Annotated in this window: 20 protein-coding genes and 3 tRNA genes; 14 read left to right on the top strand and 9 right to left on the bottom strand. The window is 65.4% G+C overall.

The annotated features are described in order from the left end of the window. Positions 1-174 precede the first annotated feature (174 nt). Both upp and PSEWESI4_RS10695 read left to right on the top strand, forming a co-directional pair. A complete protein-coding gene (gene upp / locus PSEWESI4_RS10690; protein WP_187671190.1) occupies positions 175-813 on the top strand; it encodes a uracil phosphoribosyltransferase in 639 nt (212 codons plus the stop codon). Positions 814-816: 3 nt separating this feature from the next. Beyond that, positions 817-2,091 (top strand): uracil-xanthine permease family protein, encoded by a 1,275-nt coding sequence (locus PSEWESI4_RS10695; RefSeq protein WP_187671191.1) that lies wholly within the window; start codon positions 817-819, stop codon positions 2,089-2,091. A gap of 201 nt (positions 2,092-2,292) precedes the next feature. On the opposite strand, the gene PSEWESI4_RS10700 is transcribed toward PSEWESI4_RS10695, so the two are convergent. From PSEWESI4_RS10700 to PSEWESI4_RS10710, 3 genes are all read right to left on the bottom strand, one after another. Beyond that, entirely contained in the window at positions 2,293-3,666 is a 1,374-nt protein-coding gene (locus PSEWESI4_RS10700; RefSeq protein WP_187671192.1) for a spinster family MFS transporter, read from the bottom strand. A 145-nt stretch (positions 3,667-3,811) separates the two neighbouring features. Next, the gene (hemH, locus tag PSEWESI4_RS10705) at positions 3,812-4,840 is read right to left on the bottom strand and encodes a ferrochelatase (protein WP_187671193.1); all 1,029 of its coding nucleotides are present in this window, start codon (positions 4,838-4,840) and stop codon (positions 3,812-3,814) included. Positions 4,841-4,852: 12 nt separating this feature from the next. Next, on the bottom strand, positions 4,853-5,755 hold the full coding sequence (locus PSEWESI4_RS10710; RefSeq protein WP_187671194.1) for a TIGR01777 family oxidoreductase: 903 nt from the start codon (positions 5,753-5,755) through the stop codon (positions 4,853-4,855). 196 nt (positions 5,756-5,951) lie between these two features. Here PSEWESI4_RS10710 and PSEWESI4_RS10715 point away from each other — a divergent pair, with 196 nt between their 5' ends. Next, the gene (locus PSEWESI4_RS10715) at positions 5,952-6,938 is read left to right on the top strand and encodes an NAD(P)/FAD-dependent oxidoreductase (protein WP_187671195.1); all 987 of its coding nucleotides are present in this window, start codon (positions 5,952-5,954) and stop codon (positions 6,936-6,938) included. 384 nt (positions 6,939-7,322) lie between these two features. Next, positions 7,323-7,799, top strand: coding sequence for a serine protease inhibitor ecotin (gene eco, locus PSEWESI4_RS10720; protein WP_187671196.1), 477 nt, complete (start codon positions 7,323-7,325; stop codon positions 7,797-7,799). 438 nt (positions 7,800-8,237) lie between these two features. On the opposite strand, the gene PSEWESI4_RS10725 is transcribed toward eco, so the two are convergent. From PSEWESI4_RS10725 to hemA, 6 genes are all read right to left on the bottom strand, one after another. After that, positions 8,238-8,750, bottom strand: coding sequence for an acyloxyacyl hydrolase (locus PSEWESI4_RS10725; protein ID WP_187671197.1), 513 nt, complete (start codon positions 8,748-8,750; stop codon positions 8,238-8,240). 166 nt (positions 8,751-8,916) lie between these two features. Further along, positions 8,917-9,711: a glutamate racemase gene (gene murI / locus PSEWESI4_RS10730; RefSeq protein WP_187671198.1), complete on the bottom strand. Its 795-nt coding sequence runs from the start codon at positions 9,709-9,711 to the stop codon at positions 8,917-8,919. After that, on the bottom strand, positions 9,701-10,459 hold the full coding sequence (locus PSEWESI4_RS10735; RefSeq protein WP_187671199.1) for a molybdopterin-synthase adenylyltransferase MoeB: 759 nt from the start codon (positions 10,457-10,459) through the stop codon (positions 9,701-9,703). Before PSEWESI4_RS10735 ends, murI begins: the two co-directional genes overlap by 11 nt. A 217-nt stretch (positions 10,460-10,676) precedes the next feature. Beyond that, a complete protein-coding gene (gene prmC / locus PSEWESI4_RS10740) occupies positions 10,677-11,504 on the bottom strand; it encodes a peptide chain release factor N(5)-glutamine methyltransferase (RefSeq protein WP_187671200.1) in 828 nt (275 codons plus the stop codon). A 180-nt stretch (positions 11,505-11,684) separates the two neighbouring features. Beyond that, on the bottom strand, positions 11,685-12,767 hold the full coding sequence (gene prfA / locus PSEWESI4_RS10745) for a peptide chain release factor 1 (protein WP_187671201.1): 1,083 nt from the start codon (positions 12,765-12,767) through the stop codon (positions 11,685-11,687). Further along, complete coding sequence (gene hemA / locus PSEWESI4_RS10750) at positions 12,764-14,032, bottom strand: glutamyl-tRNA reductase (RefSeq protein WP_187671202.1); 1,269 nt, start codon at positions 14,030-14,032, stop codon at positions 12,764-12,766. The genes prfA and hemA overlap by 4 nt, the downstream gene beginning before the upstream one ends. 182 nt (positions 14,033-14,214) lie before the next feature. Between hemA and PSEWESI4_RS10755 the strand changes: the two genes are divergently transcribed. From PSEWESI4_RS10755 to PSEWESI4_RS10800, 10 genes are all read left to right on the top strand, one after another. Beyond that, positions 14,215-15,945 carry a tetratricopeptide repeat protein gene (locus PSEWESI4_RS10755; protein ID WP_187671203.1) on the top strand — a complete coding sequence of 577 codons (1,731 nt, stop codon included), beginning with the start codon at positions 14,215-14,217 and terminating at the stop codon, positions 15,943-15,945. 3 nt (positions 15,946-15,948) lie between these two features. Continuing rightward, the gene (gene lolB, locus PSEWESI4_RS10760; RefSeq protein ID WP_187671204.1) at positions 15,949-16,566 is read left to right on the top strand and encodes a lipoprotein insertase outer membrane protein LolB; all 618 of its coding nucleotides are present in this window, start codon (positions 15,949-15,951) and stop codon (positions 16,564-16,566) included. 98 nt (positions 16,567-16,664) lie between these two features. Then, complete coding sequence (ispE, locus tag PSEWESI4_RS10765) at positions 16,665-17,534, top strand: 4-(cytidine 5'-diphospho)-2-C-methyl-D-erythritol kinase (RefSeq protein WP_187671205.1); 870 nt, start codon at positions 16,665-16,667, stop codon at positions 17,532-17,534. Positions 17,535-17,560: 26 nt separating this feature from the next. Beyond that, positions 17,561-17,635, top strand: a tRNA-Gln gene (locus PSEWESI4_RS10770). Between the two features lie 47 nt (positions 17,636-17,682). Next, a tRNA-Gln gene (locus PSEWESI4_RS10775) sits at positions 17,683-17,757 on the top strand. Positions 17,758-17,804: 47 nt separating this feature from the next. After that, positions 17,805-18,746: a ribose-phosphate pyrophosphokinase gene (locus tag PSEWESI4_RS10780; protein WP_187671206.1), complete on the top strand. Its 942-nt coding sequence runs from the start codon at positions 17,805-17,807 to the stop codon at positions 18,744-18,746. Between the two features lie 111 nt (positions 18,747-18,857). Further along, positions 18,858-19,466, top strand: a complete 609-nt coding sequence (locus tag PSEWESI4_RS10785; protein WP_187671207.1) for a 50S ribosomal protein L25/general stress protein Ctc — start codon at positions 18,858-18,860, stop codon at positions 19,464-19,466. A 28-nt stretch (positions 19,467-19,494) separates the two neighbouring features. Next, on the top strand, positions 19,495-20,079 hold the full coding sequence (gene pth / locus PSEWESI4_RS10790; RefSeq protein ID WP_187671208.1) for an aminoacyl-tRNA hydrolase: 585 nt from the start codon (positions 19,495-19,497) through the stop codon (positions 20,077-20,079). A gap of 21 nt (positions 20,080-20,100) precedes the next feature. Continuing rightward, entirely contained in the window at positions 20,101-21,201 is a 1,101-nt protein-coding gene (gene ychF / locus PSEWESI4_RS10795; protein WP_187671209.1) for a redox-regulated ATPase YchF, read from the top strand. A gap of 113 nt (positions 21,202-21,314) precedes the next feature. After that, positions 21,315-21,391: transfer RNA gene (locus PSEWESI4_RS10800), tRNA-Met, on the top strand. The last annotated feature ends 3 nt before the right edge of the window (positions 21,392-21,394 follow it).

Here is a 21,394-nt window from a genome sequence, read left to right on the forward strand (position 1 = left end):
GCGTTCGATAAAGGTCGGCAAAGGTACTGATCCGACCGGGTGCGGGCAAGCCCACCGGTCAATTCCCTGTCCCGATGGACAGGATTTTTTCGTGACCAGCCGGTCGACGCGGCATCTGGCATGGCCAATGCTTTACTCTATGGCAATTTTTGCCCGCCCGCCGGAGACCCCGCCATGCCCATCCGAGAGATTCGTCACCCGCTGATCCGCCACAAGCTCGGCCTGATGCGCCGTGCCGACATCAGCACGAAGAATTTCCGCGAACTCGCCCAGGAAGTGGGCGCCCTGCTCACCTACGAGGCGACCAACGACCTGCCCCTGGAGCACTACGAGATCCAGGGCTGGGCCGGCCCGGTGCAGGTGGAGAAGATCGCCGGCAAGAAGATCACCGTGGTGCCCATCCTGCGCGCCGGCATCGGCATGCTCGACGGCGTGCTCAGCCTGATCCCCGGGGCCAAGGTCAGTGCCGTGGGCGTGGCGCGCAACGAGGAAACCCTCGAGGCGCACACCTACCTGGAGAAGCTGGCGCCGGAAATCGACGAGCGCCTGGCGCTGATCATCGACCCGATGCTGGCCACCGGCGGCTCGATGGTCGCCACCATCGACCTGCTGAAGAAGGCCGGCTGCAAGGAAATCCGCGCGATGGTGCTGGTCGCCGCGCCAGAGGGCATCCAGGCGGTCGAAAAGGCGCATCCGGACGTGACCATCTTCACCGCCTCGATCGACCAGCGCCTGAACGAACACGGCTACATCATTCCCGGCCTCGGCGACGCCGGCGACAAGATCTTTGGCACCAAGCAGAAGGACACCTGATCCATGGACGAATTCAAGGACCCGCTCTGGCGGCAGGTGGTCGCCGGCGCGCAGATGCTCTTCGTCGCCTTCGGCGCCCTGGTACTGATGCCGCTGATCACCGGCCTCGACCCCAACGTCGCGCTGTTCACCGCCGGTCTCGGCACCCTGCTGTTCCAGATGGTCACCGGCCGCCAGGTTCCTGTGTTCCTGGCCTCGTCGTTCGCCTTCATCACCCCGATCATCCTCGCCAAGGGCCAGTTCGGCCTGGCCGCGACCATGGGCGGGGTGGTCGCCGCGGGCTTCGTCTACACCTTCCTGGGCCTGGCGGTGAAGATCAAGGGCACCGGCTTCATCGACCGTCTGCTGCCACCGGTGGTGATCGGCCCGGTGATCATCTCCATCGGCCTGGCCATGGCGCCGATCGCCGCCAACATGGCGATGGGCAAGGCCGGCGACGGCACCGAGCTGATCCCCTACGACACCGCCATGTGGATCTCCATGCCGGCGCTGCTCATCACCCTGATCGTCGCGGTGTTCGGCAAGGGCTTCTTCCGCCTGGTGCCGATCATCAGCGGGGTGCTGGTGGGCTTCGCCCTGTCGTTCTATTTCGGCGTGGTGGACACCGCCAAGATCGCCGCCGCGCCGTGGATCGAGCTGCCGAAGTTCACCGCTCCGGAGTTCAACTGGCAGGCGATCCTGTTCATCGTCCCGGTGGCCCTGGCGCCGGCCATCGAGCACATCGGCGGGGTGATCGCGGTAGGCAGCGTGACCGGTCGCAACTACCTGAAGAAGCCCGGCCTGCACCGCACCCTGCTCGGCGACGGCCTGGCCACCTCTTCTGCCGGCCTGTTCGGCGGCCCGCCGAACACCACCTACGCGGAAGTCACCGGCGCGGTGATGCTGACCAAGAACTACAACCCGAAGATCATGACCTGGGCGGCGATCTTCGCCATCGGCCTGGCGTTCATCGGCAAGTTCGGCGCCATCCTGCAGAGCATCCCGGTGCCGGTGATGGGCGGCATCCTCTGCCTGCTGTTCGGCTCCATCGCCGCAGTGGGCATGAACACCATGATCCGCCACCAGGTGGACCTGGCCGAGGCACGCAACCTGGTGATCGTCTCGGTGACCCTGGTGTTCGGCATCGGCGGCATGCTGGTCGGCACCGGCACCGGCCAGGACGATTTCGGCCTCAAGGGCATCGCTCTGTGCGCCATCGTCGCCATCGCCCTCAACCTGCTGCTGCCGGGCCACCAGACCTGGAAGCACAAGGCGCCGGACGAAGCGCCGGATATCTGATCCTGCAGGGGCTCTTTTCTGGGGCCCCGCGTTTTTACTGGGTCCCCGCGTTCGCGGGGATGACACTCCAATTCCAACCGTCATTCCCGCGAACGCGGGAATCCAGCAAAGGTAGGGTGGGCTTCAGCCCACCAAGCTCCTGTCCAGACCCCTCTGGTGGGCTGAAGCCCACCCTATATTGCGGTTCACCACCTCGCGGACTCAGCCCTGGCTGCCCACGACCGCGCTCCGCAACGCGGCCGAACCACCGTCGCCCACGCTCCACTGCTGCAAGCGCACCACGCTCTCCCGATAGGGCTTCAGGCCCTTGGCCAGCAGCACGATCGAACAACCCACCGCCAGCGTGGTGACGATCAGCAGCGAATAGCGCAGCGCATCGTCGTAGCCGAACACGTAGTCGGTGACCAGCGCCACCGCCGTCGGGCCGATGCCCAGGCCGATCAGGGTGATGACGAACAGGTAGATGGCCGAAGCCTGGCCGCGCATGGAGTTGGGCATGATCTCCTGGATCGCCGCCGGCGCCACGCCGAACGGCATGCTGAGGAAGAAGGTCGCCGGCGCCAGCATCACGGCGGCCGCGATGGCGTTGTCCGCCAGGGGGAACAGCAGCACCGAGGGCAAGGCGCCGATGGCGGCATACAGGCCGACGCGCATATTGGCGTCGCTACGCCCGCGCTTGGCCATCCAGTCTGCCAGGCGGCCGCCGCAGACGATGCCGAGGCAGCCGAACACCGCGACGATGCTGCCGTAGACCACGCCGACGTGGCCGGCGTCCCAGCCATAGGTGCGGATGAAGAAGGTCGGCACCCAGGCCGCGCTGCCGTAGCCGGCGAAGGCCAGGCCGGCGAAACCGAGGTTGTGGCAGACCACGGTGCGGCGGTTGCTGCGGATATAGCGGCCGACCTCGGCCAGCGGCACCGCGACACCGGCACCGACGCCACGGCGCTTCGGTTCGTGCACGGCCAGCAGCAGCAGGGTGAACAGTATTCCGGCGGCGCCGAGAATCAGGAAGATCAACTGCCACGGGCGCACTTCGCCGAGCAGCGGCAGCACCACGTCACCCTGCGCCGAAGCGAACTTGATCACCAGCCCGCCGAGCAGGAAGGCGATGCCCGAGCCCAGGTAGACGCCCATCCCGTACACCGCCATCGCCGTGGCACGGCGCTCGCTGGGGAAGCTGTCGGCGATCAGCGAGTAGGCCGCCGGCGACAGCGCCGCTTCGCCGACGCCGACACCGATGCGGCAGAACAGGAACTGCCAGTATTGCTTGGCCATGCCGCAGGCCGCGGTGGCGGCGCTCCAGAACAGCACGCCGATGGCGATCAGCCCGCGCCGGCTCCTGGTGTCGGCCAGGCGGCCGAGGGGAATACCGCAAACGGTGTAGAACAGGGCGAAGGACAAGCCCATCAGCAGGCTCATCTGGGTGTCGCTGATCACCAGGTCGCGGCGGATGGGGCCGACCAGCAGGTTGAGGATCTGCCGGTCGATGAAGCTGAGGATGTAGGCGACCATCAGGATGGTCACGGTGGTCCACGCGGATAGGCTCGAGGGGTAGGCGCTATTGTTATTGTTCACTGGCACTCTCCTCGCCCCGCTTGCACGAGGCGTAGCGGTTAAAAGTGGTACCAGCTTAGGCCGATATAAGCCCCGTTTAGCATTCCGCTCGGCAACTATCAGCAACCTGAATCGACAGGCTAGCCTTCCACGAATGACCGAAAGGTCACAGTTCCCCGTCGGCCCTCTCGGCCAGCCGGGCCAGCGCGCTCACCCACCCTGCCTGGCTGTTCAGGCAGGGGATCAACTGCAACTGCTCTCCACCGGCTTCCTCGAACTGCTCGCGGCCGCGCATGCCGATCTCCTCGAGCGTCTCGATGCAGTCGGCGACGAACGCCGGGCACATCACCAGCACCTTCTTCGCCCCCTGCCGGGCCAGTTCGTCGAGACGCGCCTCGGTGTAGGGCTCGATCCACTTGTCTCGGCCCAGGCGCGACTGGAAGGACACCGACCACTGCTCCGGACGCAAGCCGACGCGCTCGGCGAACAGTTCCGCGGTGCGCAGGCACTGGCTGCGGTAACAGAGCGCCAGCACCTCCGGCCGCACGCCGTGACTGCTGGCCGAGCGCAGATCGTGGTGCGCGTCCAGAGGCTTGACCAGCTTGCGGATATGCCGTTCCGGCAGGCCGTGGAAGCTCAGCAGCAAGTGATCGAAGTCTTCCGCCAAGTAGGTACGGGCGCTGGCCGCCAGGGCATCGAGGTATTCCGGCTGGTCGTAGAACGGCGGCAGCACGCTGACCTCCAGCGGCAGGCTCCGCGCCTCGATCACCCGTCGCACCTCGGCGATGGCCGTGGTGGTGGTGCTCTCGGCGAACTGGGGATAGAGCGGCGCCAGGGTCACCCGCTTGACGCCTTGCCCGGCCAGCCCGAGCAGCGCCCGCTCGATGGATGGTTCACCGTAGCGCATCGCCAGCTCCACCGGCCCATGCGGCCAGTGCGAGCGCATCGCCTCCTGCAACTGGCGGCTGATGACGATCAGCGGCGAACCCTCGGGCCACCAGATCGACGCATAGGCATGCGCCGACTGCGCGGGACGCTTGAGCAGGATCAGCGACACCAGCAGGCGACGCAGCGGCCAGGGCAGGTCGACCACGTAGGGGTCCATGAGGAACTGGTCGAGATAGCGGCGCACGTCGGCGACGTCGGTGGAAGCAGGCGAACCCAGGTTGACGAGCAGCAGGGCGTGATCGGTCATGCGCAGTCCTAGTCAATGCGGGCCCACTATGCTGGCCAGGGCCCGGTCCAAATCGCTGTAGTGAAAGATGAAACCAGCCGCCTCGAGGCGCGACGGCACCGCACGTTGGCCCCCCAGCAGCAGGCCGGACAACTCGCCCAACGCCACCTTCAGGACCAGCGCCGGCACCGGCAGCAACGCCGGGCGATGCAGCGCGCGGCCGAGCTCGCGGGCGAACGCCTTGTTGCGAACCGGCTGCGGCGCGCAGGCATTATAGGGACCCTCGGCCTCTTCATGGCGCAGGAGAAAATCTATCGCAGCGATTTCATCGTCCAGGTGGATCCACGGCATCCACTGCCGGCCGTTGCCGATCGGCCCGCCCAGGCCCAGGCGGAACGGCGGCAGCAGGCGCTTGAGGAACCCGCCGTCACGCGCCAGCACCAGACCGGTGCGCAACAGCACCACGCGGATGCCCAGCTCGCCCGCTCTTTGTGCACTCTCCTCCCAGGCCACGCACAATTGGCTGGCAAAATCCTCGCTGACCGGCGGCATGTCCTCTTTCAGTTCACGCTCGCCGCCATCGCCGTACCAACCCACCGCCGAACCGGAAATCAGCACCGCCGGCCGCTGCCCACGGCTGCCCAGCCAGGCCACCAGTTGCTCGGTGAGCGTGATCCGGCTGGCCCACAACGTGCTCTTGCGCTTGTGCGTCCAGGGCCGGTCGGCGATCGGCGCACCGGCCAGGTTGACCACCGCGTCCAGCGGCTCGTCGCCCAGCTCCTCCAGGCGCCCGATGCCACGCACCGCCGCCCCGCAGAGGCTGGCCACCTGCTGCGGCCGGCGGCTCCAGACCGTCAGCCGATGCCCCTGGGCCAGCCAGTGCCGGCACAGCCCCCGGCCGATCAGGCCCGTTCCACCCGTCAACAAGATATGCATGGCATCCTCCTCGCATGGCCTAGGCTGAATAAAGAAAAGCGTGGTTCATGAAGCCATCGCGTGCCTTTTTTCGGACGATCCAACGTCCAGAATGGTAGAGGTGCGAAATAAAGCCGAATCGGCACCGAGCTCCACAACACGCACCCAGGGAACCTGTCTAAAACGTAGCCGGATGCATGAGGTAACGAGGTAGACCATGAGTTCAAGCATCGCCATTATCGGGACCGGCCTTGCCGGTCTTTCTGCCGCCCACAGCCTGACCAACGCAGGCCTGAGCGTCCAACTGTTCGACAAGAGCCGAGGCAGCGGCGGCCGCATGGCCAGCAAGCGCAGCGACGCCGGCTCCCTCGACCTTGGCGCGCAATACTTCACCGCCCGCGACCGCCGCTTCCTGGAAACCGTGCAACGCTGGCAGAGCCGGGGCTGGGTCGCCGAGTGGTCGCCCACCCTGTACAACTTCAACGACGGCCAGCTCAGCTACTCGCCGGACGAGCAGACCCGCTGGGTCGGCACGCCACGGATGAGCTCGATCACCCGCGCCCTGCTCGGCGCCCTGCCGGTGAACTTCAGTTGCCGGATCAGCGAAGTGTTCCGAGGCCAGCAACACTGGCAACTGCAGGACACCGAAGGCCAGGTCCACGGCCCGTTCGACCAGGTGATCATCGCCACCCCCGCGCCACAAGCCACCACCCTGCTGGCCGCCGCGCCGAAACTCGCCGGCGCCGCCGCCAGCGTGGCGATGGAACCGGTCTGGGCGGTGGCGCTGGGCTTCGACGAACCACTGGATACGCCCATCGAAGGCTGCTTCGTGCAGGACAGCCCACTGTCCTGGCTGGCCCGCAACCGCAGCAAACCCGGCCGCGACGGCAAGCTGGACACCTGGGTGCTGCACGCCAGCAACGAATGGAGCAAGCAGCACCTCGACATGCCCAAGGAACAGGTCATCGAACAACTGCACGGCGCCTTCGCCGAACTGATCGGCTGCTCCGTACCGGCCCCCGCCTTCGGCCTGGCCCACCGCTGGCTCTACGCCCGCCCCGCACAAGCCCACCAATGGGGCGTACTGGCCGACGCCGACCTCGGCCTCTACGCCTGCGGCGACTGGTGCCTGTCCGGCCGCGTGGAAGGCGCCTGGCTGAGCGGACAGGATGCGGCGCGCCGGTTGATGGAGCATTTGGCGTAGGCCGAGTCACAGCGGATGCGCGGGGGATGAAAAAACCGGGCGCGAAGCCCGGTTTTTTTGGCGCGGGGCTTGAGAGGTCTTCCAGCCGGTCGTTTCAACGAGCGGGGGTAGGCAGAACGTTATCCAGCCTATGACCTGGCCACTTGCCGTTCGGCGCAGTCCCGCACCGGCCGGGCATCTGGAAAGCCAGATACGGGCAGCATGTACTGGCCTGTCGCTGGACGATCCCTAGCCGGAAATGCCGCTTTCTCCCCCACTCATCGCACGCGGACCTGCAAATAGTTGGAACTTGAAGCATCCTGTCCCGTCTGTGGAGAGTTGCCGCCAAGCGGCAACCCGCAAATCGAACGGAGGGCCCCACGGCCCATTGACTCAAGGACTCCCATGAAAAACACCAAACCGACCCTGGCCATCCTCGCCTGCCTCCTGCCCCTGAGCGCCTGCGCCGCGACGCCGGAAGCGCTCAAGCCCTACCCATCGGCCCCCGAAGGCTACAACCGCCACGTGATCGACCTGCCGGCCAAGCCCAACGAAGCCGACCACAAGGTCGAAATCATCGCCGGCAAGACCCTGGAAGTGGACTGCAACACCCACCGGCTGGGCGGCGAATGGCAGGAAAAGACCGTCCAGGGCTGGGGCTACAACTACTACGAACTGAGCAAGGTCGGCCCCGCCGCCAGCACCCTGATGGCCTGCCCGGACAACAGCCGCCGACAAGCCTTCGTGCCGGTAGGCGGCGAAACCTTCCTGGTTCGCTACAACAGCAAGCTGCCAGTGGTGATCTACGCGCCCGAGGATGTGGAAGTGCGCTATCGGGTCTGGTCTGCGCCGGAAACCAGCGAAACCGCCCAGCGCCAATAAGGCGCTGGCCAGAGCTGAACAAAGTTTCACCACCATCGGTTCTTCCACGGTGGTGTGGCGGTGCTCCTCGGGCATCTCGCCGGCCAACGCGACGAAGCTATGCCGCGGCCGGCGATGATCCAGCCCAAGGTGTTGAGAATGCCGTTGCAGGTCAGCACCGAGGATGGTCGAGCAAAGCACCTTGCCTTATTGACTGATCACATTCTTGAAGGGCGGCAGGTAAGCAGAGTGTCATCTGCCGCCACTTGCTGAATCAGATCAACATGGTGAGGCATCGAGCCTTGCCTGGAACCTCTTCCCTGGTTCTGTACGAAAAGTCGTCGAGCGAAGGTCGGGCAAGGCGAAAAGAGGCGAGGAGGCGGAGTTTACGGCTGTAAATGAGCACTCCGAGCCTCTTTTTAACGCAGCATCACCGAGCGCAGGCACTTTTCGTACACACTAGAAGCTCACCCGGTAATGCAGGGTATAGGTCTCCACACCGTCGTTCGGCTGCTTGAGGCCGGCGTTGGAGTAGTGGATGGCGCGCAGGCCGACTTCCTGGCCGGAAAAGCGCAGGCCCAGGCCGATGCGGTCCTCGAACTGGAAGGAAGAGCCGAGGTCGTTGTCTTCCAGTTCGGTGCTGGAGAACAACGCCACGCCGATACCCGCCTCGATGTAGGGACGCACTGTCTCGCCGGCGAATTCGTAGACGAACACCGGAGAGAAGGAAATGCTGTGGTTGCTGGCGGTCTCGTCGCCTTCCCAGTAGGTGTAGCCGGCGTCCCAGTAACCGGTCAGGCGGCCGACGTCGCTCTGCCACCAACTGGTGCCGAAGTCGAACTGGGTACCGAGGCGATACACCATGGTCGAATCGCCGCTCTGCCCGATAGCGACGGTCACGTCAGCAGCCTGTGCCGGAATCGCAAAGCCCAGGGACAATACTGCAAGTGCAGTCAATGAGCGTAATTGCATGGAAACTTCCTTCTTCGTGAAGTGGAGGACTAATTACGGAGACACTGAAAGCAATTATAGAAGAGCGCTCTAAGAGAGGGCGCTTTTGCGCCCAAGCTGTCTCAGAAAAACAGTTTTCCAATTTCCGAACATCAGGCCGAGGTTTCGCCACGACCGCGACGAAACCTCAACAGGCCAGCGCCTCGACCGGCAGCGCCTTGCCCCACAGGCGTGGCAGCACGGTTTCCAGTCGTTGCGGCACGCCGGTCGACCAGAAGCGAACCGTCCCCTCCTCGCCTTCGGCCAGCAGGTCGCGTTCGGCCAGCAGACGCTGCAAATGCCGAGCCACCGCGGCACCGGTATCGATCAGGCTGACCGAGGCCGGCACCAGTTCACGCAGCAACGGTTTGATGAAGGGATAGTGGGTGCAGCCGAGGATCAGCGTGTCGCAGCCTTCGGCGAGCAGCGGCTCGACCCAGCCGAGCAGCAGTTCGCGGGTGCCGGTGCCGTTCAGTTCGCCGGCCTCGATGCGCTCGACCAGCCCCGGGCATGGCTGGGTGATGACCCGCACATCGCTGGCGAAGCGATCGAGCAAGGCGGCGAACTTGGCGCTCTTCAGCGTGCCGGTGGTGGCCAGCACGCCGACCACGCCGCTGCGGGTGGCCGCTGCCGCCGGCTTGACCGCCGGCTCCATGCCGACGATCGGCAACTCGGGATAGTGCGTGCGCAGCTCTGCCACCGCCGCCGCTGTCGCCGTGTTGCAGGCCAGCACCAGGGCCTTGGCGCCCTGTTCGAGAAGAAACCCGGCAAGGCGATGGCTTCTTTCGCGGATGAACTCCGGGGATTTCTCGCCGTAGGGCACATGGCCGCTGTCGGCGACGTAGAGCAGCGATTCGGCAGGCAACAACTGGCGGATCTCGCGCAGCACCGAAAGGCCGCCGACCCCGGAATCGAACACGCCGACCGGCGCGTCACTCGCCATGGGCGCTCCCGCATACCGCGCAGGCCGGGTCGCGCTTGACCCGCAGTTCGCGGAAACGGCTGCCCAGCGCGTCGATCAGCAACAGGCGGCCGACCAGGGGCTCGCCGAAACCGGCCAGCAGCTTGAGTGCTTCCAGCGCTTGCAGGCTGCCAACCAGGCCAACCAGCGGGCCGACCACGCCGGCTTCGCTGCAGGTCAGTTCGGCCTCGCTGCCATGACCGTACAGGCAGTGGTAGCAAGGGCTGTCGGCACGGCGCGGGTCGAACACCGAGAGCTGGCCTTCCAGGCGGATCGCCGCGCCGCTGACCAATGGCTTGCGAGCGGCGACGCAAGCGGCGTTGACCGCCTCGCGGGTGGTGAAGTTGTCCGTGCAGTCGAGCACCAGGTCGACCGCCGCCACCGCCGCGCCCAGAGAATCCTCGTCCAGGGCGGCGCGGTGCGGCACCAGCGCCACCAGCGGGTTGAGCGCCGCCAGACGCGCCATCGCCGAGTCGACCTTGGCCTGGCCGATGCTCTGGCTGTCGTGGGCGATCTGCCGTTGCAGGTTGGTCAGGTCGACATGGTCGAAGTCGGCCAGGTGCAGTTCGCCGACTCCCGCCGCGGCCAGGTACAGGGCCACCGGCGAGCCCAGCCCGCCGAGACCGACGATCAGCACGCGGCTCGCCTTGAGGCGTGCCTGGCCGTCGATGTCGATCTGCGCCAGCAGGATCTGTCGGCTGTAGCGCAGCAATTCTTCGTCAGTCAGCATCGTCACCTCACGCATTCGGGAGCGCCCACAGACCGGTGCTCAATGGATTCCCGCGTGCGCGGGAATGACGGGGCATCACGCAGTGCAGGTGCCGGAACGCTGCCTGGATTCCCGCGCGCACGGGCATGACTGACGGCGGCGCCGCTCGTCACTTCGTCACGCCCGCGCACGCGGGAGTCCAGATGTCGGGACAGGATCGTTACGCCTGCGAAGGGCATCATGACCAGCGCCCCAGGCTGATCCGCTCGTGGCCGCCAAGGTCGCGGCGGCTTTCCACCGACTGGAAGCCAGCCGCGACGAGCAGTCCACGCACCGCCTCGTCCTGATCGTAGCCGTGTTCGAGCAACAGCCAGCCGCCGGCTTCCAGGTGCTGCGGCGCCGCGTGGATGATCGCGCGGATATCGTCGAGCCCGTCATGGCCGGAAACCAGTGCGCTGGCCGGCTCGAAGCGGACGTCGCCCTCCCCCAGGTGGCGATCGGTGGAGGCGATATAGGGCGGGTTGCTGACGATCGCCGTATAGCGCTCGCCGGCCAGCGCGGAGAACCACTGGCTGAGCCGAAAATCGGCATTGCCCAGTCCCAGGCGCAGACGATTGCGCTCGGCCAGCGCCACAACCTCGGTGACACGATCCACGCCAGTGATCTGCCAGGCCGGCCGCTCGCTGGCCAGGGCCAGGGCGATGGCACCGGTGCCGGTGCCGAGGTCGAGCACCTTGGCCGGGGTGCCTGGCAGCAGGGCCAGGGTAGTTTCCACCAGCAGCTCGGTATCCGGACGCGGGATCAGGGTGTGTTCGCTGACCTCCAGATCGAGGCTCCAGAAACCCTGGCGACCGAGGATATAAGCCACCGGCTCACCAGCTCTGCGACGCTCCAGAGCTGCGGCGAAACGCTCGGCCACGACTGCTTCCACTTCCTTTTCCGGCCAGGTGCGCAGATAGCTACGCGGCTTGCCGAGCGCGGCGGCCAGCAGCAGCTCGGCATCCAGCCTCGGCGTGGGCGAGTCGGGCAGTTCGGCGGCGCTGAGCAGGGATTCGATGGTGGCCATGTTTCTCTCGTAGGGTGGATCGCGCTTCACCGATCCACCGTGCAGGCTTCCGGTGGATGAAAAAGCGTCATCCACCCTTGCGGACTGGATTCCCGCATTCGCGGGAATGACGGAGTCTGAACACGCTTCGTCTCTTCCACCCCGTCCACCCCGCGCACGCGGGGTTCCAGAGAACCGATGTCAATCGCCCAGCGCCGCCAACTGGTCGGCCTGGTATTCGCTGAGCAACGGCTCGATCACCGCGTCGACCCCGCCGGACAACACGTCGTCGAGGCTGTACAGGGTCAGGTTGATGCGGTGGTCGGTGACCCGCCCCTGCGGATAGTTGTAGGTGCGGATGCGCTCGGAGCGGTCACCGGAGCCCACCAGCAGGCGGCGGGTCTCGGAGATTTCCTTGTGGGCGGCGGCATCCTGCTGGTCCTGCAACTTGGCCGCCAGCCAGGCCATGGCCTTGGCGCGGTTCTTGTGCTGCGAACGCTCTTCCTGGCACTCGACCACGATGCCGGTGGGCAGGTGGGTGATGCGGATCGCCGAGTCGGTCTTGTTGACGTGCTGGCCGCCGGCGCCGGAGGAACGATAGGTATCGACGCGCAGATCGGCCGGGTTGATCTCGATGGCCTGTTGCTCGTCCGGTTCCGGCAGCACCGCCACGGTGCAGGCGGAGGTATGGATGCGCCCCTGCGACTCGGTTTCCGGTACGCGCTGCACGCGGTGCGCGCCGGATTCGAACTTGAGCTTGGCGTAGACATTGTCGCCCTCGACCCGGGCAATCACCTCCTTGTAGCCGCCGTGCTCGCCCTCGCTCTCGGAGAGGATCTCGACCCGCCAGCCCTGCCGCTCGGCGTAACGCGAGTACATGCGGAACAGGTCGCCGGAGAAGATCGCCGCCTCGTCGCCGCCGGTGCCGGCGCGGATTTCGAGGAACACGTTGCGGCCGTCGTTGGGATCCTTGGGCAGCAGCATGCGTTGCAGACGGCTCTCCAGCTCGACCAGTTGCTCCTTGGCCTGGGCGACTTCCTCCTCGGCCATCTCGCGCAGGTCCGGGTCGCTGTCCTTGAGCAGCGCCTGGGCGCCCTGCAAGTCATCCTGCACCTTGCGGTAGGCGCGGAACGCCTCGACCACCGGCTCGACCTCGGCGTATTCCTTGGAATAGGCGCGGAAGCGGCTCTGGTCGCTGATCACCTCGGCATCGCCGAGCAGCGCGGTGAGTTCCTCGAAACGGTCCTGGAGGGTGTCCAGCTTGTTCAGCAAAGAGGCTTTCATGGTTTCGCGTCGCCTTCGTCGAGGCTAAACAGTTCCTGGGCTACGGCCAGCGCGTCGATGCGGCCGTCGGCGGAGAGTTTCTTCAACTGCACGCTGGGCGCGTGCAACAGCTTGTTGGTCAGCCCGCGCGCCAGTTGCGCCAGTACCTCGTCGGCGGAGCTGCCATTGGCCAGCAGTCGCTGGGCCTTGGCCAGTTCCTCGTCGCGCAGGCGCTCGGCCTGCTGGCGGTAGGACTTGAGCACGTCCACCGCGGCCAGCTCGCGCAGGCGCTGCATGAAGTCTTCGGTGCCGGCGGCGACCAGTTCCTCGGCCGCCTGCGCGGCGCCCTGGCGGCTCTTGAGATTCTCGGCGATGACTTCGTGGAGATCGTCGACGGTATAGAGGTAGACGTCGTCCAGCTCGCCGACCTCGGCCTCGATGTCGCGCGGCACGGCGATGTCGACCATGAAGATCGGCTTGTGCTTGCGCTGCTTCAGCGCGCTTTCCACCGCGCCCTTGCCGAGGATCGGCAACTGGCTGGCGGTGGAGCTGATGACGATGTCGCTGCTCACCAGCTCGTGGGGAATGTCGGAGAGCAGCACGGCATGGGCGCCGAACTGCTCGGCCAGCAGGCTGGCGCGTTCGAGGGTGCGGTTGGCGACGACGATGCGCCGGACCCCCTGGTCGTGCAGGTGGCGGGCGACCAGGCTGATGGTCTCGCCGGCGCCGATCAGCAATGCCTGGCTGCGGTGCAGGTCGCTGAAGATCTGCTTGGCCAGGCTCACCGCGGCGAAGGCCACGGACACCGGGTTCTCGCCGATCGCGGTGTCGGTACGCACCAGCTTGGCGGTACTGAAGGTGGCCTGGAACAGCCGTCCGAGCAACGGGCCGATGGTGCCGGCCTCGCGCGCCACGGCGAAGGCGGACTTCATCTGGCCGAGGATCTGCGGTTCGCCGAGCACCATGGAGTCGAGCCCGGAAGCCACGCGCATCATGTGGCGCACCGCCGAGTCGTCCTCATGCACGTAGGCGCAGGCGCGCAGGTCATCGAGGTTGAGCTGGTGGTACTCGGCCAGCCAGGCCAGCACGCGCTCGGCAGCCGCTCCGTCCTGCTCGAGGTACAGCTCGCTGCGGTTGCAGGTCGAGAGGATCGCTGCCTCGCGGCTGGCGGTGCACAGGCAGAGCTGCTGCAGGGCATCGACCAATTGCTCGGGGGTGAAAGCCACGCGTTCGCGGATTTCCACCGGGGCAGTCTTGTGGTTGATACCGAGGGCGAGGAAGGCCATGCAGGGTCGCTGACGAAAACGGGAAGCCGCTAATTGTCCTACGTCGCCCCATCGAGAACAACCACTGCGACTTATTGTCCTAACCTTCAGGTCAGACCGCACACGCACTCGTCCCATGGGTTTGCCCAACGGCTTGTGTCATCATGCGCAAACCGCAGGCTAGTCGCCCTCTCTTTATTCATATGAACAAATCGCTCGCGTTGCTCGCCGCCCTGGCCTTCCTCGGCGGCTGCCAATCACTCAGCACTCCATCGCCCGACGGCAGTCCGCCGGTCGAGGATGCCGGCCCGGCGCAGGCCGAAGCCAAGCCGGAAGTGTACGGCTCGTTCAGCGCGGAAACCCTGTACGCCCTGCTCACCGCCGAACTGGCCGGGCAGCGCAACCGCTTCGATATCGCCCTCGGCAACTATGTCGAGCAGGCCAAGGCCACCCAGGATGCCGGCATCGCCGAGCGCGGCTTCCGCATCGCCGAGTACCTCGGTGCCGACCAGGCGGCCCTGGACACCGCGCTGATCTGGGCGAAGAACGCCCCGGACACCATCGACGCCCAGCGCGCCGCCGCCATCCAGTTGGCCCGCGCCGGTCGCTACGACGAATCCATGGACTACATGGAGCGCGTGCTCAAGGGCCAGGGCGACACCCATTTCGACTTTCTCGCCCTGTCCGCTGCGGAAACCGACCCGGATACCCGCGCCGGCCTGCTGCAGAGCTTCGACCACCTGCTGGCCAAGCACCCGGACAACGGCCAGTTGCTGTTCGGCAAGGCCCTGCTGCTGCAACAGGACGGCCGCCCGGAAGAAGCCCTGGAACTGCTCGAAGACCAGCCTGCAGCCACCCACGATGTCGCCCCGTTGCTGCTACGTGCCCGCCTGCTGCAAGGCATGCAGCGCAGCAACGAAGCCATCGACCTGCTCAAGAAAGGCATCAAACAGCATCCGGAAGAACGCCGCCTGCGCCTGACCTACGCCCGCCTGCTGGTCGAACAGGACCGATTGGACGAAGCCCAGGAAGAATTCACCACCCTGCTGCAGCAATCGCCGGATGACGACGACCTGCGCTTCTCGCTGGCACTGGTCTGCCTGGAAGCCAAGGCCTGGAAGGAAGCCATCGTCTACCTGGAAGAACTGGTCGAGCGGCAAAGCCATGTCGACGCCGCCCACTTCAACCTCGGCCGCGCCTACGAGGAACTGGGCGACAAGGAAAGCGCGCTGATCGAATACAACCTGGTCGGCGCCGGCAACGACTACCTGCCGGCACAACTGCGCCAGACCGACCTGCTGTTCAAGCAGGGACGCGGCGCCGAAGCCTCGCAGCGCCTGGCCAAGGCTCGCGACAACCAACCCGACTACGCCATCCAGTTGTACCTGATCGAAGCCGAGGCGCTCTCCAACCACGAGCAGTACGAAGCCGCCTGGCGCACCATCCAGCAGGCCCTGGAACAGTTCCCGGACGATCTAAACCTGCTCTACACCCGCTCGATGCTGGCCGAGAAGCGCGACGACCTCAGCCAACTGGAAAAGGACCTGCGCTTCATCATCGAGCGCGAGCCGGACAACGCCATGGCGCTCAATGCCCTCGGCTACACCCTGGTCGACCGCACCACCCGCTACAGCGAAGGCAAGGAGCTGATCGAGCAGGCCTACCAGATAGACCCCGAAGATCCGGCGATCCTCGACAGCCTCGGCTGGGCCCATTACCGCCTGGGCAATCTCGACGAAGCCGAGCGCCTGCTGCGCCAGGCCGCCGAGCGCTACCCCGACCCCGAAGTCATCGCCCACCTGGGCGAAGTGCTCTGGGTCTCCGGCAAACAGAGCGAGGCCCGCAAGGTCTGGGCCGACGCCCTGGAAAAACAGCCCGACAACAGCATCCTGCGCAAGACCCTGCTGCGCCTGACCGGTTCCGAGACGCCCTGATCCATGTACCTACGCCATTTTCTCGCCCTTGGCCTGCTCGCCCTGCTGAGCGGCTGCGCCGCCCTCGCCCCCCAGGAAGCCCTGCAAGGCCAGGGCGACCCGGCCCGCTGGCAGACCCACAAGCAACAGACCGAAGACCTCGACGCCTGGCAGATCAGCGGCAAGGTCGGCATCCGTGCGCCCAAGGACTCCGGTAGCGGCACCCTGTTCTGGCTGCAGCGCCAGGACTACTTCGACATCCGCCTGTCCGGCCCGCTCGGCCGTGGCGCCACGCGCCTGACCGGACACAGTGGCGAAGTGGTGCTGGAAGTGGCCAACCAGGGCCGCTACCAGGCCGCCTCGCCGGAAGCCCTGCTGGAACAGCAACTCGGCTGGCGCCTGCCGGTCTCCCACCTGGTCTGGTGGGTACGCGGCCTGCCCGCGCCGGACAGCCGGAGCCGCCTGACCCTCGACAACGACAGCCGCCTGGCGCGCTTGGAACAGGACGACTGGAAGGTCGACTATCTCAGCTATGCCGAGCAAAACGGCTACTGGCTGCCGGAACGCATCAAGCTGTATGGCCGCGACATCGACGTCACCCTGGTCATCAAGGACTGGCAACCACGCCGCCTCGGCCTGTGAACGGAGACAGGTATTCCCACGCCTGACGCTTTCGCAGGGTGCGCCGATAATCTGCCGGCACCGTGCTCCACCACCAATCTGCATTTACGACCGCCCAGATGACCGCCAGCCCGATCCCCGCCAGCGCCGAACTGATCCTTCCAGCCCCGGCCAAGCTCAACCTGATGCTGCACATCCTCGGCAGGCGGGACGACGGCTACCATGAGCTGCAGACCCTGTTCCAGTTCCTCGACCACGGCGACGAACTCGGCTTCGCGCTGCGCGACGATGGAGAAATCCGCCTGCACACGGCAATCGACGGCGTGCCCCACGACGGCAACCTGATCGTCCGAGCCGCCCGTCAGTTGCAGCGGCAATCCGGCTGCCGGCTCGGCGCCGACATCTGGCTGGACAAGCGCCTGCCCATGGGCGGCGGTATCGGCGGCGGCAGCTCGGATGCGGCGACCACCCTGCTCGGCCTCAACCACCTGTGGCGCCTGGGCTGGGACGAAGACCGCCTGGCCGCCCTGGGCCTCGGCCTGGGCGCCGACGTGCCGGTCTTCGTGCGCGGCCGAGCGGCCTTCGCCGAGGGCGTCGGCGAGAAGCTCCAGCCGGTCGAACTGGCGGAACCCTGGTTCCTCGTCGCCGTGCCGCAAGTCCTTGTCAGCACAGCGGAAGTTTTCAACGACCCCGAGTTGACACGGGATACTCCGGCCAGTACAGTTCGCAGCCTTCTCGAGGGGGGTGGTCGAAACGACTGCCAGCCGGTCGTCGAGAAGCGTTACCCAGAAGTTCGTAACGCTTTGATCTTGTTGAACAAGTTCGTTTCAGCTAGATTGACCGGCACTGGAGCTTGTGTGTTCGGGAGCTTCCCAACACGGGGCGATGCTGATAAAGTCGCCCGCCAACTTCCAGCCACTCTGCCGAGCTTTGTCGCTCAAGGTCGCAACATCTCGATGCTGCACCGACGGCTCAAAGAATTGGCCTGAAGTTCGTTGTTTCGGCAGCTCGATACAGGGGCGTCGCCAAGCGGTAAGGCAGCAGGTTTTGATCCTGCCATGCGTTGGTTCGAATCCAGCCGCCCCTGCCATTTCCCTTCGGGGAAGCGCAGCCGAAAAACAACGGGTTATACGATACAGGGGCGTCGCCAAGCGGTAAGGCAGCAGGTTTTGATCCTGCCATGCGTTGGTTCGAATCCAGCCGCCCCTGCCATTTTCTAGACTCGTCCAGGTCTGACCTCAGCCGACAGGTACTCCGCTGTGTCCAAGATGATGGTCTTTACGGGGAACGCCAACCCCGATCTGGCGCGGCGCATCGTTCGTCAGTTGCACATTCCCCTCGGTGATGCTTCCGTCGGTAAATTCTCCGACGGCGAAGTCAGCGTCGAGATCAACGAGAATGTTCGCGGCAAGGACGTATTTCTGATCCAGCCGACCTGCGCCCCCACCAATGACAACCTGATGGAACTGGTAGTGATGGCCGACGCCTTCCGCCGTTCCTCGGCCACCCGCATCACCGCGGTGATCCCCTACTTCGGCTATGCCCGCCAGGACCGCCGCCCGCGTTCCGCCCGCGTGGCGATCAGCGCCAAGGTAGTGGCCGACATGCTCACCGTGGTGGGCATCGACCGGGTCCTCACCGTCGACCTGCACGCCGACCAGATCCAGGGTTTCTTCGACATCCCCGTGGACAACATCTACGGCTCGCCGGTCCTGGTCGACGACATCGAAGACCAGCGCTTCGAGAACCTGATGATCGTTTCCCCGGACATCGGCGGTGTGGTTCGCGCCCGTGCCGTGGCGAAATCCCTGGGCGTCGACCTGGCGATCATCGACAAGCGTCGCGAGAAGGCCAACCAGTCCGAAGTGATGCACATCATCGGTGACGTCGAAGGCCGTACCTGCATCCTCGTCGATGACATGGTCGACACCGCCGGCACCCTGTGCAACGCCGCCAAGGCCCTGAAAGAGCATGGCGCCGCCAAGGTGTTCGCCTACTGCACCCACCCTGTGCTGTCCGGCCGCGCCATCGAGAACATCGAGAATTCCATGCTGGACGAACTGGTGGTGACCAATACCGTCCCGCTGTCCGCCGCTGCCCAGACCTGCAACCGTATCCGCCAACTGGATATCGCGCCGGTCGTCGCCGAGGCCGTACGCCGTATCAGCAACGAAGAATCGATCAGCGCGATGTTCCGCTAAGGCGGACATCCCTGAACGACAACTGCCCCGCCGCGTGCGGGGCTTTTTGCCCAACCGTCCGAACGCTGGTCGCAAGCGTGCAGGACGGTTTGGTTATTTTGGAGAAATGCAATGACTGAGTTTGCCCTGAATGCCGAAGTGCGTTCCGACCTGGGGAAAGGTGCGAGCCGCCGCCTGCGTCGTAACGCCAACCTGGTGCCTGCCGTGATCTACGGCGGCGAAAAAGCCCCGCAATCCATCAGCCTGCTGGCCAAAGAGCTGACCAAGCTGCTGGAAAACGAAGCCGCGTTCAGCCACGTGCTGTCCTTGAACGTCGCTGGCACCACCGAAACCGTGCTGATCAAAGCCCTTCAGCGCCACCCGGCGAAAGGCTTCGTCATGCACGCCGACTTCCTGCGTGTGGTTGCCGGCCAGAAGCTGACCGCTCACGTTCCGCTGCACTTCATCAACGAGTCCACCTCCGTTGGCGTCAAGCAGCAAGGCGGCGAAGTCTCCCACACCATCGCCGAAGTCGAAGTTTCCTGCCTGCCGAAAGACCTGCCGGAATTCATCGAAGTGGACCTGGCCAAGGTCGAAGTCGGCCAGACCATCCACCTGTCCGACCTGAAGCTGCAGAAAGGCGTCGAGCTGGTGGCCCTGGCCCACGGCAACGACCTGGCAGTAGCCAACATTCACGCTTCCCGCGTGAAGGGCGAAGAAGAAGAAGGCGCTGCCGAGTAATACTCGTCCGCCTGAGGGGGCCCCTGTCGTGACTGCCGTACAACTGATCGTCGGCCTGGGAAATCCAGGCCCGGAATACGACCAGACCCGGCACAACGCAGGGGCCCTTTTCGTTGAGCGCCTGGCCGACCAGCAACGGGTCAACCTCAGCCTCGACAAGAAGTATTTCGGCCTGGTGGGCAAGTTCAGCCATCAGGGCCGCGACGTTCGTCTGCTCATCCCGACCACCTACATGAACCGCAGCGGCCAGGCCGTGGCGGCACTGGCGAACTTCTTCCGCATCCCCGCGGACGCCATCCTGGTGGCCCACGACGAACTCGACCTGCCGCCCGGCGTCGCCAAGCTCAAGCAAGGCGGCGGACATGGCGGACACAACGGCCTGCGTGACATCATCGCGCAGCTCGGCAACCTGAACGGCTTCCATCGCCTGCGTCTCGGCATCGGCCACCCCGGCCACGCCAGCCAGGTCACCGGCTTCGTCCTCGGCCGCGCCCCGCGCAGCGAGCAGGAAAAGCTGGACGCGAGCATCGATTTCGCCCTCGGCGTGCTGCCGGACATCCTCGCCGGTGAATGGCACCGGGCGATGCAGACCCTGCACAGCCAGAAGGCCTGACCCCATTCCGAGGGACATACCATGGGATTCAACTGCGGCATCGTCGGCCTGCCCAACGTCGGCAAATCCACCCTGTTCAACGCCCTGACCAAATCCGGCATCGCGGCGGAGAACTTCCCGTTCTGCACCATCGAGCCGAACGCCGGCGTGGTGCCGATGCCCGACAACCGTCTCGACGCCCTGGCCGCGATCGTCAAGCCCGAGCGGGTGCTCCCCACCACCATGGAATTCGTCGACATCGCCGGTCTGGTCGCCGGCGCCTCCAAGGGCGAAGGCCTGGGCAACAAGTTCCTCGCCAACATCCGTGAGACCGACGCCATCGCCCACGTGGTGCGTTGCTTCGAGGACGACAACGTAATCCACGTGTCCAACTCGGTCGATCCCAAGCGCGACATCGAGATCATCGACCTCGAACTGATCTTCGCCGACCTCGACAGCGTCGAGAAGCAACTACAGAAGGTCGCCCGCAACGCCAAGGGCGGCGACAAGGAAGCCATCGCCCAGAAGGCCCTGCTGGAGAAACTCCAGGCGCACTTCACCGAAGGCAAGCCGGCACGCAGCCTGATGAAGGACATGGACGACGAACAGAAGCGCCTGGTCCGTGGCTTCCACCTGCTCACCAGCAAGCCGGTGATGTACATCGCCAACGTCGCCGAGGACGGCTTCGAGAACAACCCCCACCTCGACGTGGTCAAGGCCATCGCCGAGGAAGAAGGCGCCATCGTGGTGCCGGTGTGCAACAAGATCGAGGCGGAGATCGCCGAGCTGGACGACGGCGATGAGAAGGACATGTTCCTCGAATCCCTCGGCCTCGAAGAGCCTGGCCTGAACCGCGTGATCCGCGCCGGCTACCAGCTCCTCAACCTGCAGACCTACTTCACCGCAGGGGTCAAGGAAGTCCGCGCCTGGACCGTCAAGGTCGGCGCCACCGCCCCGCAGGCCGCCGCCGTGATCCACACCGATTTCGAGAAAGGCTTCATCCGCGCCGAAGTCATCGCCTACGACGACTTCATCCAGTACAAGGGCGAAGCCGGCGCCAAGGAAGCCGGCAAATGGCGCCTGGAAGGCAAGGACTACATCGTCAAGGACGGCGACGTCATGCACTTCCGCTTCAACGTCTGAGCCAATTCGGACGAAAGCGGAGGCAACCTGTAAGCATTTGATCGCGCGCGAAAATTTTCCAAAGCCAAGGCTTGACAGCCCGCCCGCTCCCGAGAATAATGCGCGCCTCGAATGGCTACGTAGCTCAGCTGGTTAGAGCACGGCATTCATAATGCTGGGGTCCGGGGTTCAAGTCCCTGCGTAGCCACCAAAT

This window comes from Zestomonas carbonaria (assembly GCF_904061905.1).
GTDB classification, from domain to species: domain Bacteria; phylum Pseudomonadota; class Gammaproteobacteria; order Pseudomonadales; family Pseudomonadaceae; genus Aquipseudomonas; species Aquipseudomonas carbonaria.

What these genes read in the sequence shown, in the direction of transcription:
- upp (WP_187671190.1), top strand. Translation starts at nt 175, where the DNA reads ATGCCCATCCGAGAGATTCGTCACCCGCTGATCCGCCACAAGCTCGGC.
- PSEWESI4_RS10695 (WP_187671191.1), top strand. Translation starts at nt 817, where the DNA reads ATGGACGAATTCAAGGACCCGCTCTGGCGGCAGGTGGTCGCCGGCGCG.
- hemH (WP_187671193.1), bottom strand. Translation starts at nt 4,840, where the DNA reads ATGACCGATCACGCCCTGCTGCTCGTCAACCTGGGTTCGCCTGCTTCC.
- PSEWESI4_RS10710 (WP_187671194.1), bottom strand. Translation starts at nt 5,755, where the DNA reads ATGCATATCTTGTTGACGGGTGGAACGGGCCTGATCGGCCGGGGGCTG.
- PSEWESI4_RS10715 (WP_187671195.1), top strand. Translation starts at nt 5,952, where the DNA reads ATGAGTTCAAGCATCGCCATTATCGGGACCGGCCTTGCCGGTCTTTCT.
- eco (WP_187671196.1), top strand. Translation starts at nt 7,323, where the DNA reads ATGAAAAACACCAAACCGACCCTGGCCATCCTCGCCTGCCTCCTGCCC.
- PSEWESI4_RS10725 (WP_187671197.1), bottom strand. Translation starts at nt 8,750, where the DNA reads ATGCAATTACGCTCATTGACTGCACTTGCAGTATTGTCCCTGGGCTTT.
- murI (WP_187671198.1), bottom strand. Translation starts at nt 9,711, where the DNA reads ATGGCGAGTGACGCGCCGGTCGGCGTGTTCGATTCCGGGGTCGGCGGC.
- PSEWESI4_RS10735 (WP_187671199.1), bottom strand. Translation starts at nt 10,459, where the DNA reads ATGCTGACTGACGAAGAATTGCTGCGCTACAGCCGACAGATCCTGCTG.
- prmC (WP_187671200.1), bottom strand. Translation starts at nt 11,504, where the DNA reads ATGGCCACCATCGAATCCCTGCTCAGCGCCGCCGAACTGCCCGACTCG.
- prfA (WP_187671201.1), bottom strand. Translation starts at nt 12,767, where the DNA reads ATGAAAGCCTCTTTGCTGAACAAGCTGGACACCCTCCAGGACCGTTTC.
- hemA (WP_187671202.1), bottom strand. Translation starts at nt 14,032, where the DNA reads ATGGCCTTCCTCGCCCTCGGTATCAACCACAAGACTGCCCCGGTGGAA.
- PSEWESI4_RS10755 (WP_187671203.1), top strand. Translation starts at nt 14,215, where the DNA reads ATGAACAAATCGCTCGCGTTGCTCGCCGCCCTGGCCTTCCTCGGCGGC.
- lolB (WP_187671204.1), top strand. Translation starts at nt 15,949, where the DNA reads ATGTACCTACGCCATTTTCTCGCCCTTGGCCTGCTCGCCCTGCTGAGC.
- ispE (WP_187671205.1), top strand. Translation starts at nt 16,665, where the DNA reads ATGACCGCCAGCCCGATCCCCGCCAGCGCCGAACTGATCCTTCCAGCC.
- PSEWESI4_RS10785 (WP_187671207.1), top strand. Translation starts at nt 18,858, where the DNA reads ATGACTGAGTTTGCCCTGAATGCCGAAGTGCGTTCCGACCTGGGGAAA.
- ychF (WP_187671209.1), top strand. Translation starts at nt 20,101, where the DNA reads ATGGGATTCAACTGCGGCATCGTCGGCCTGCCCAACGTCGGCAAATCC.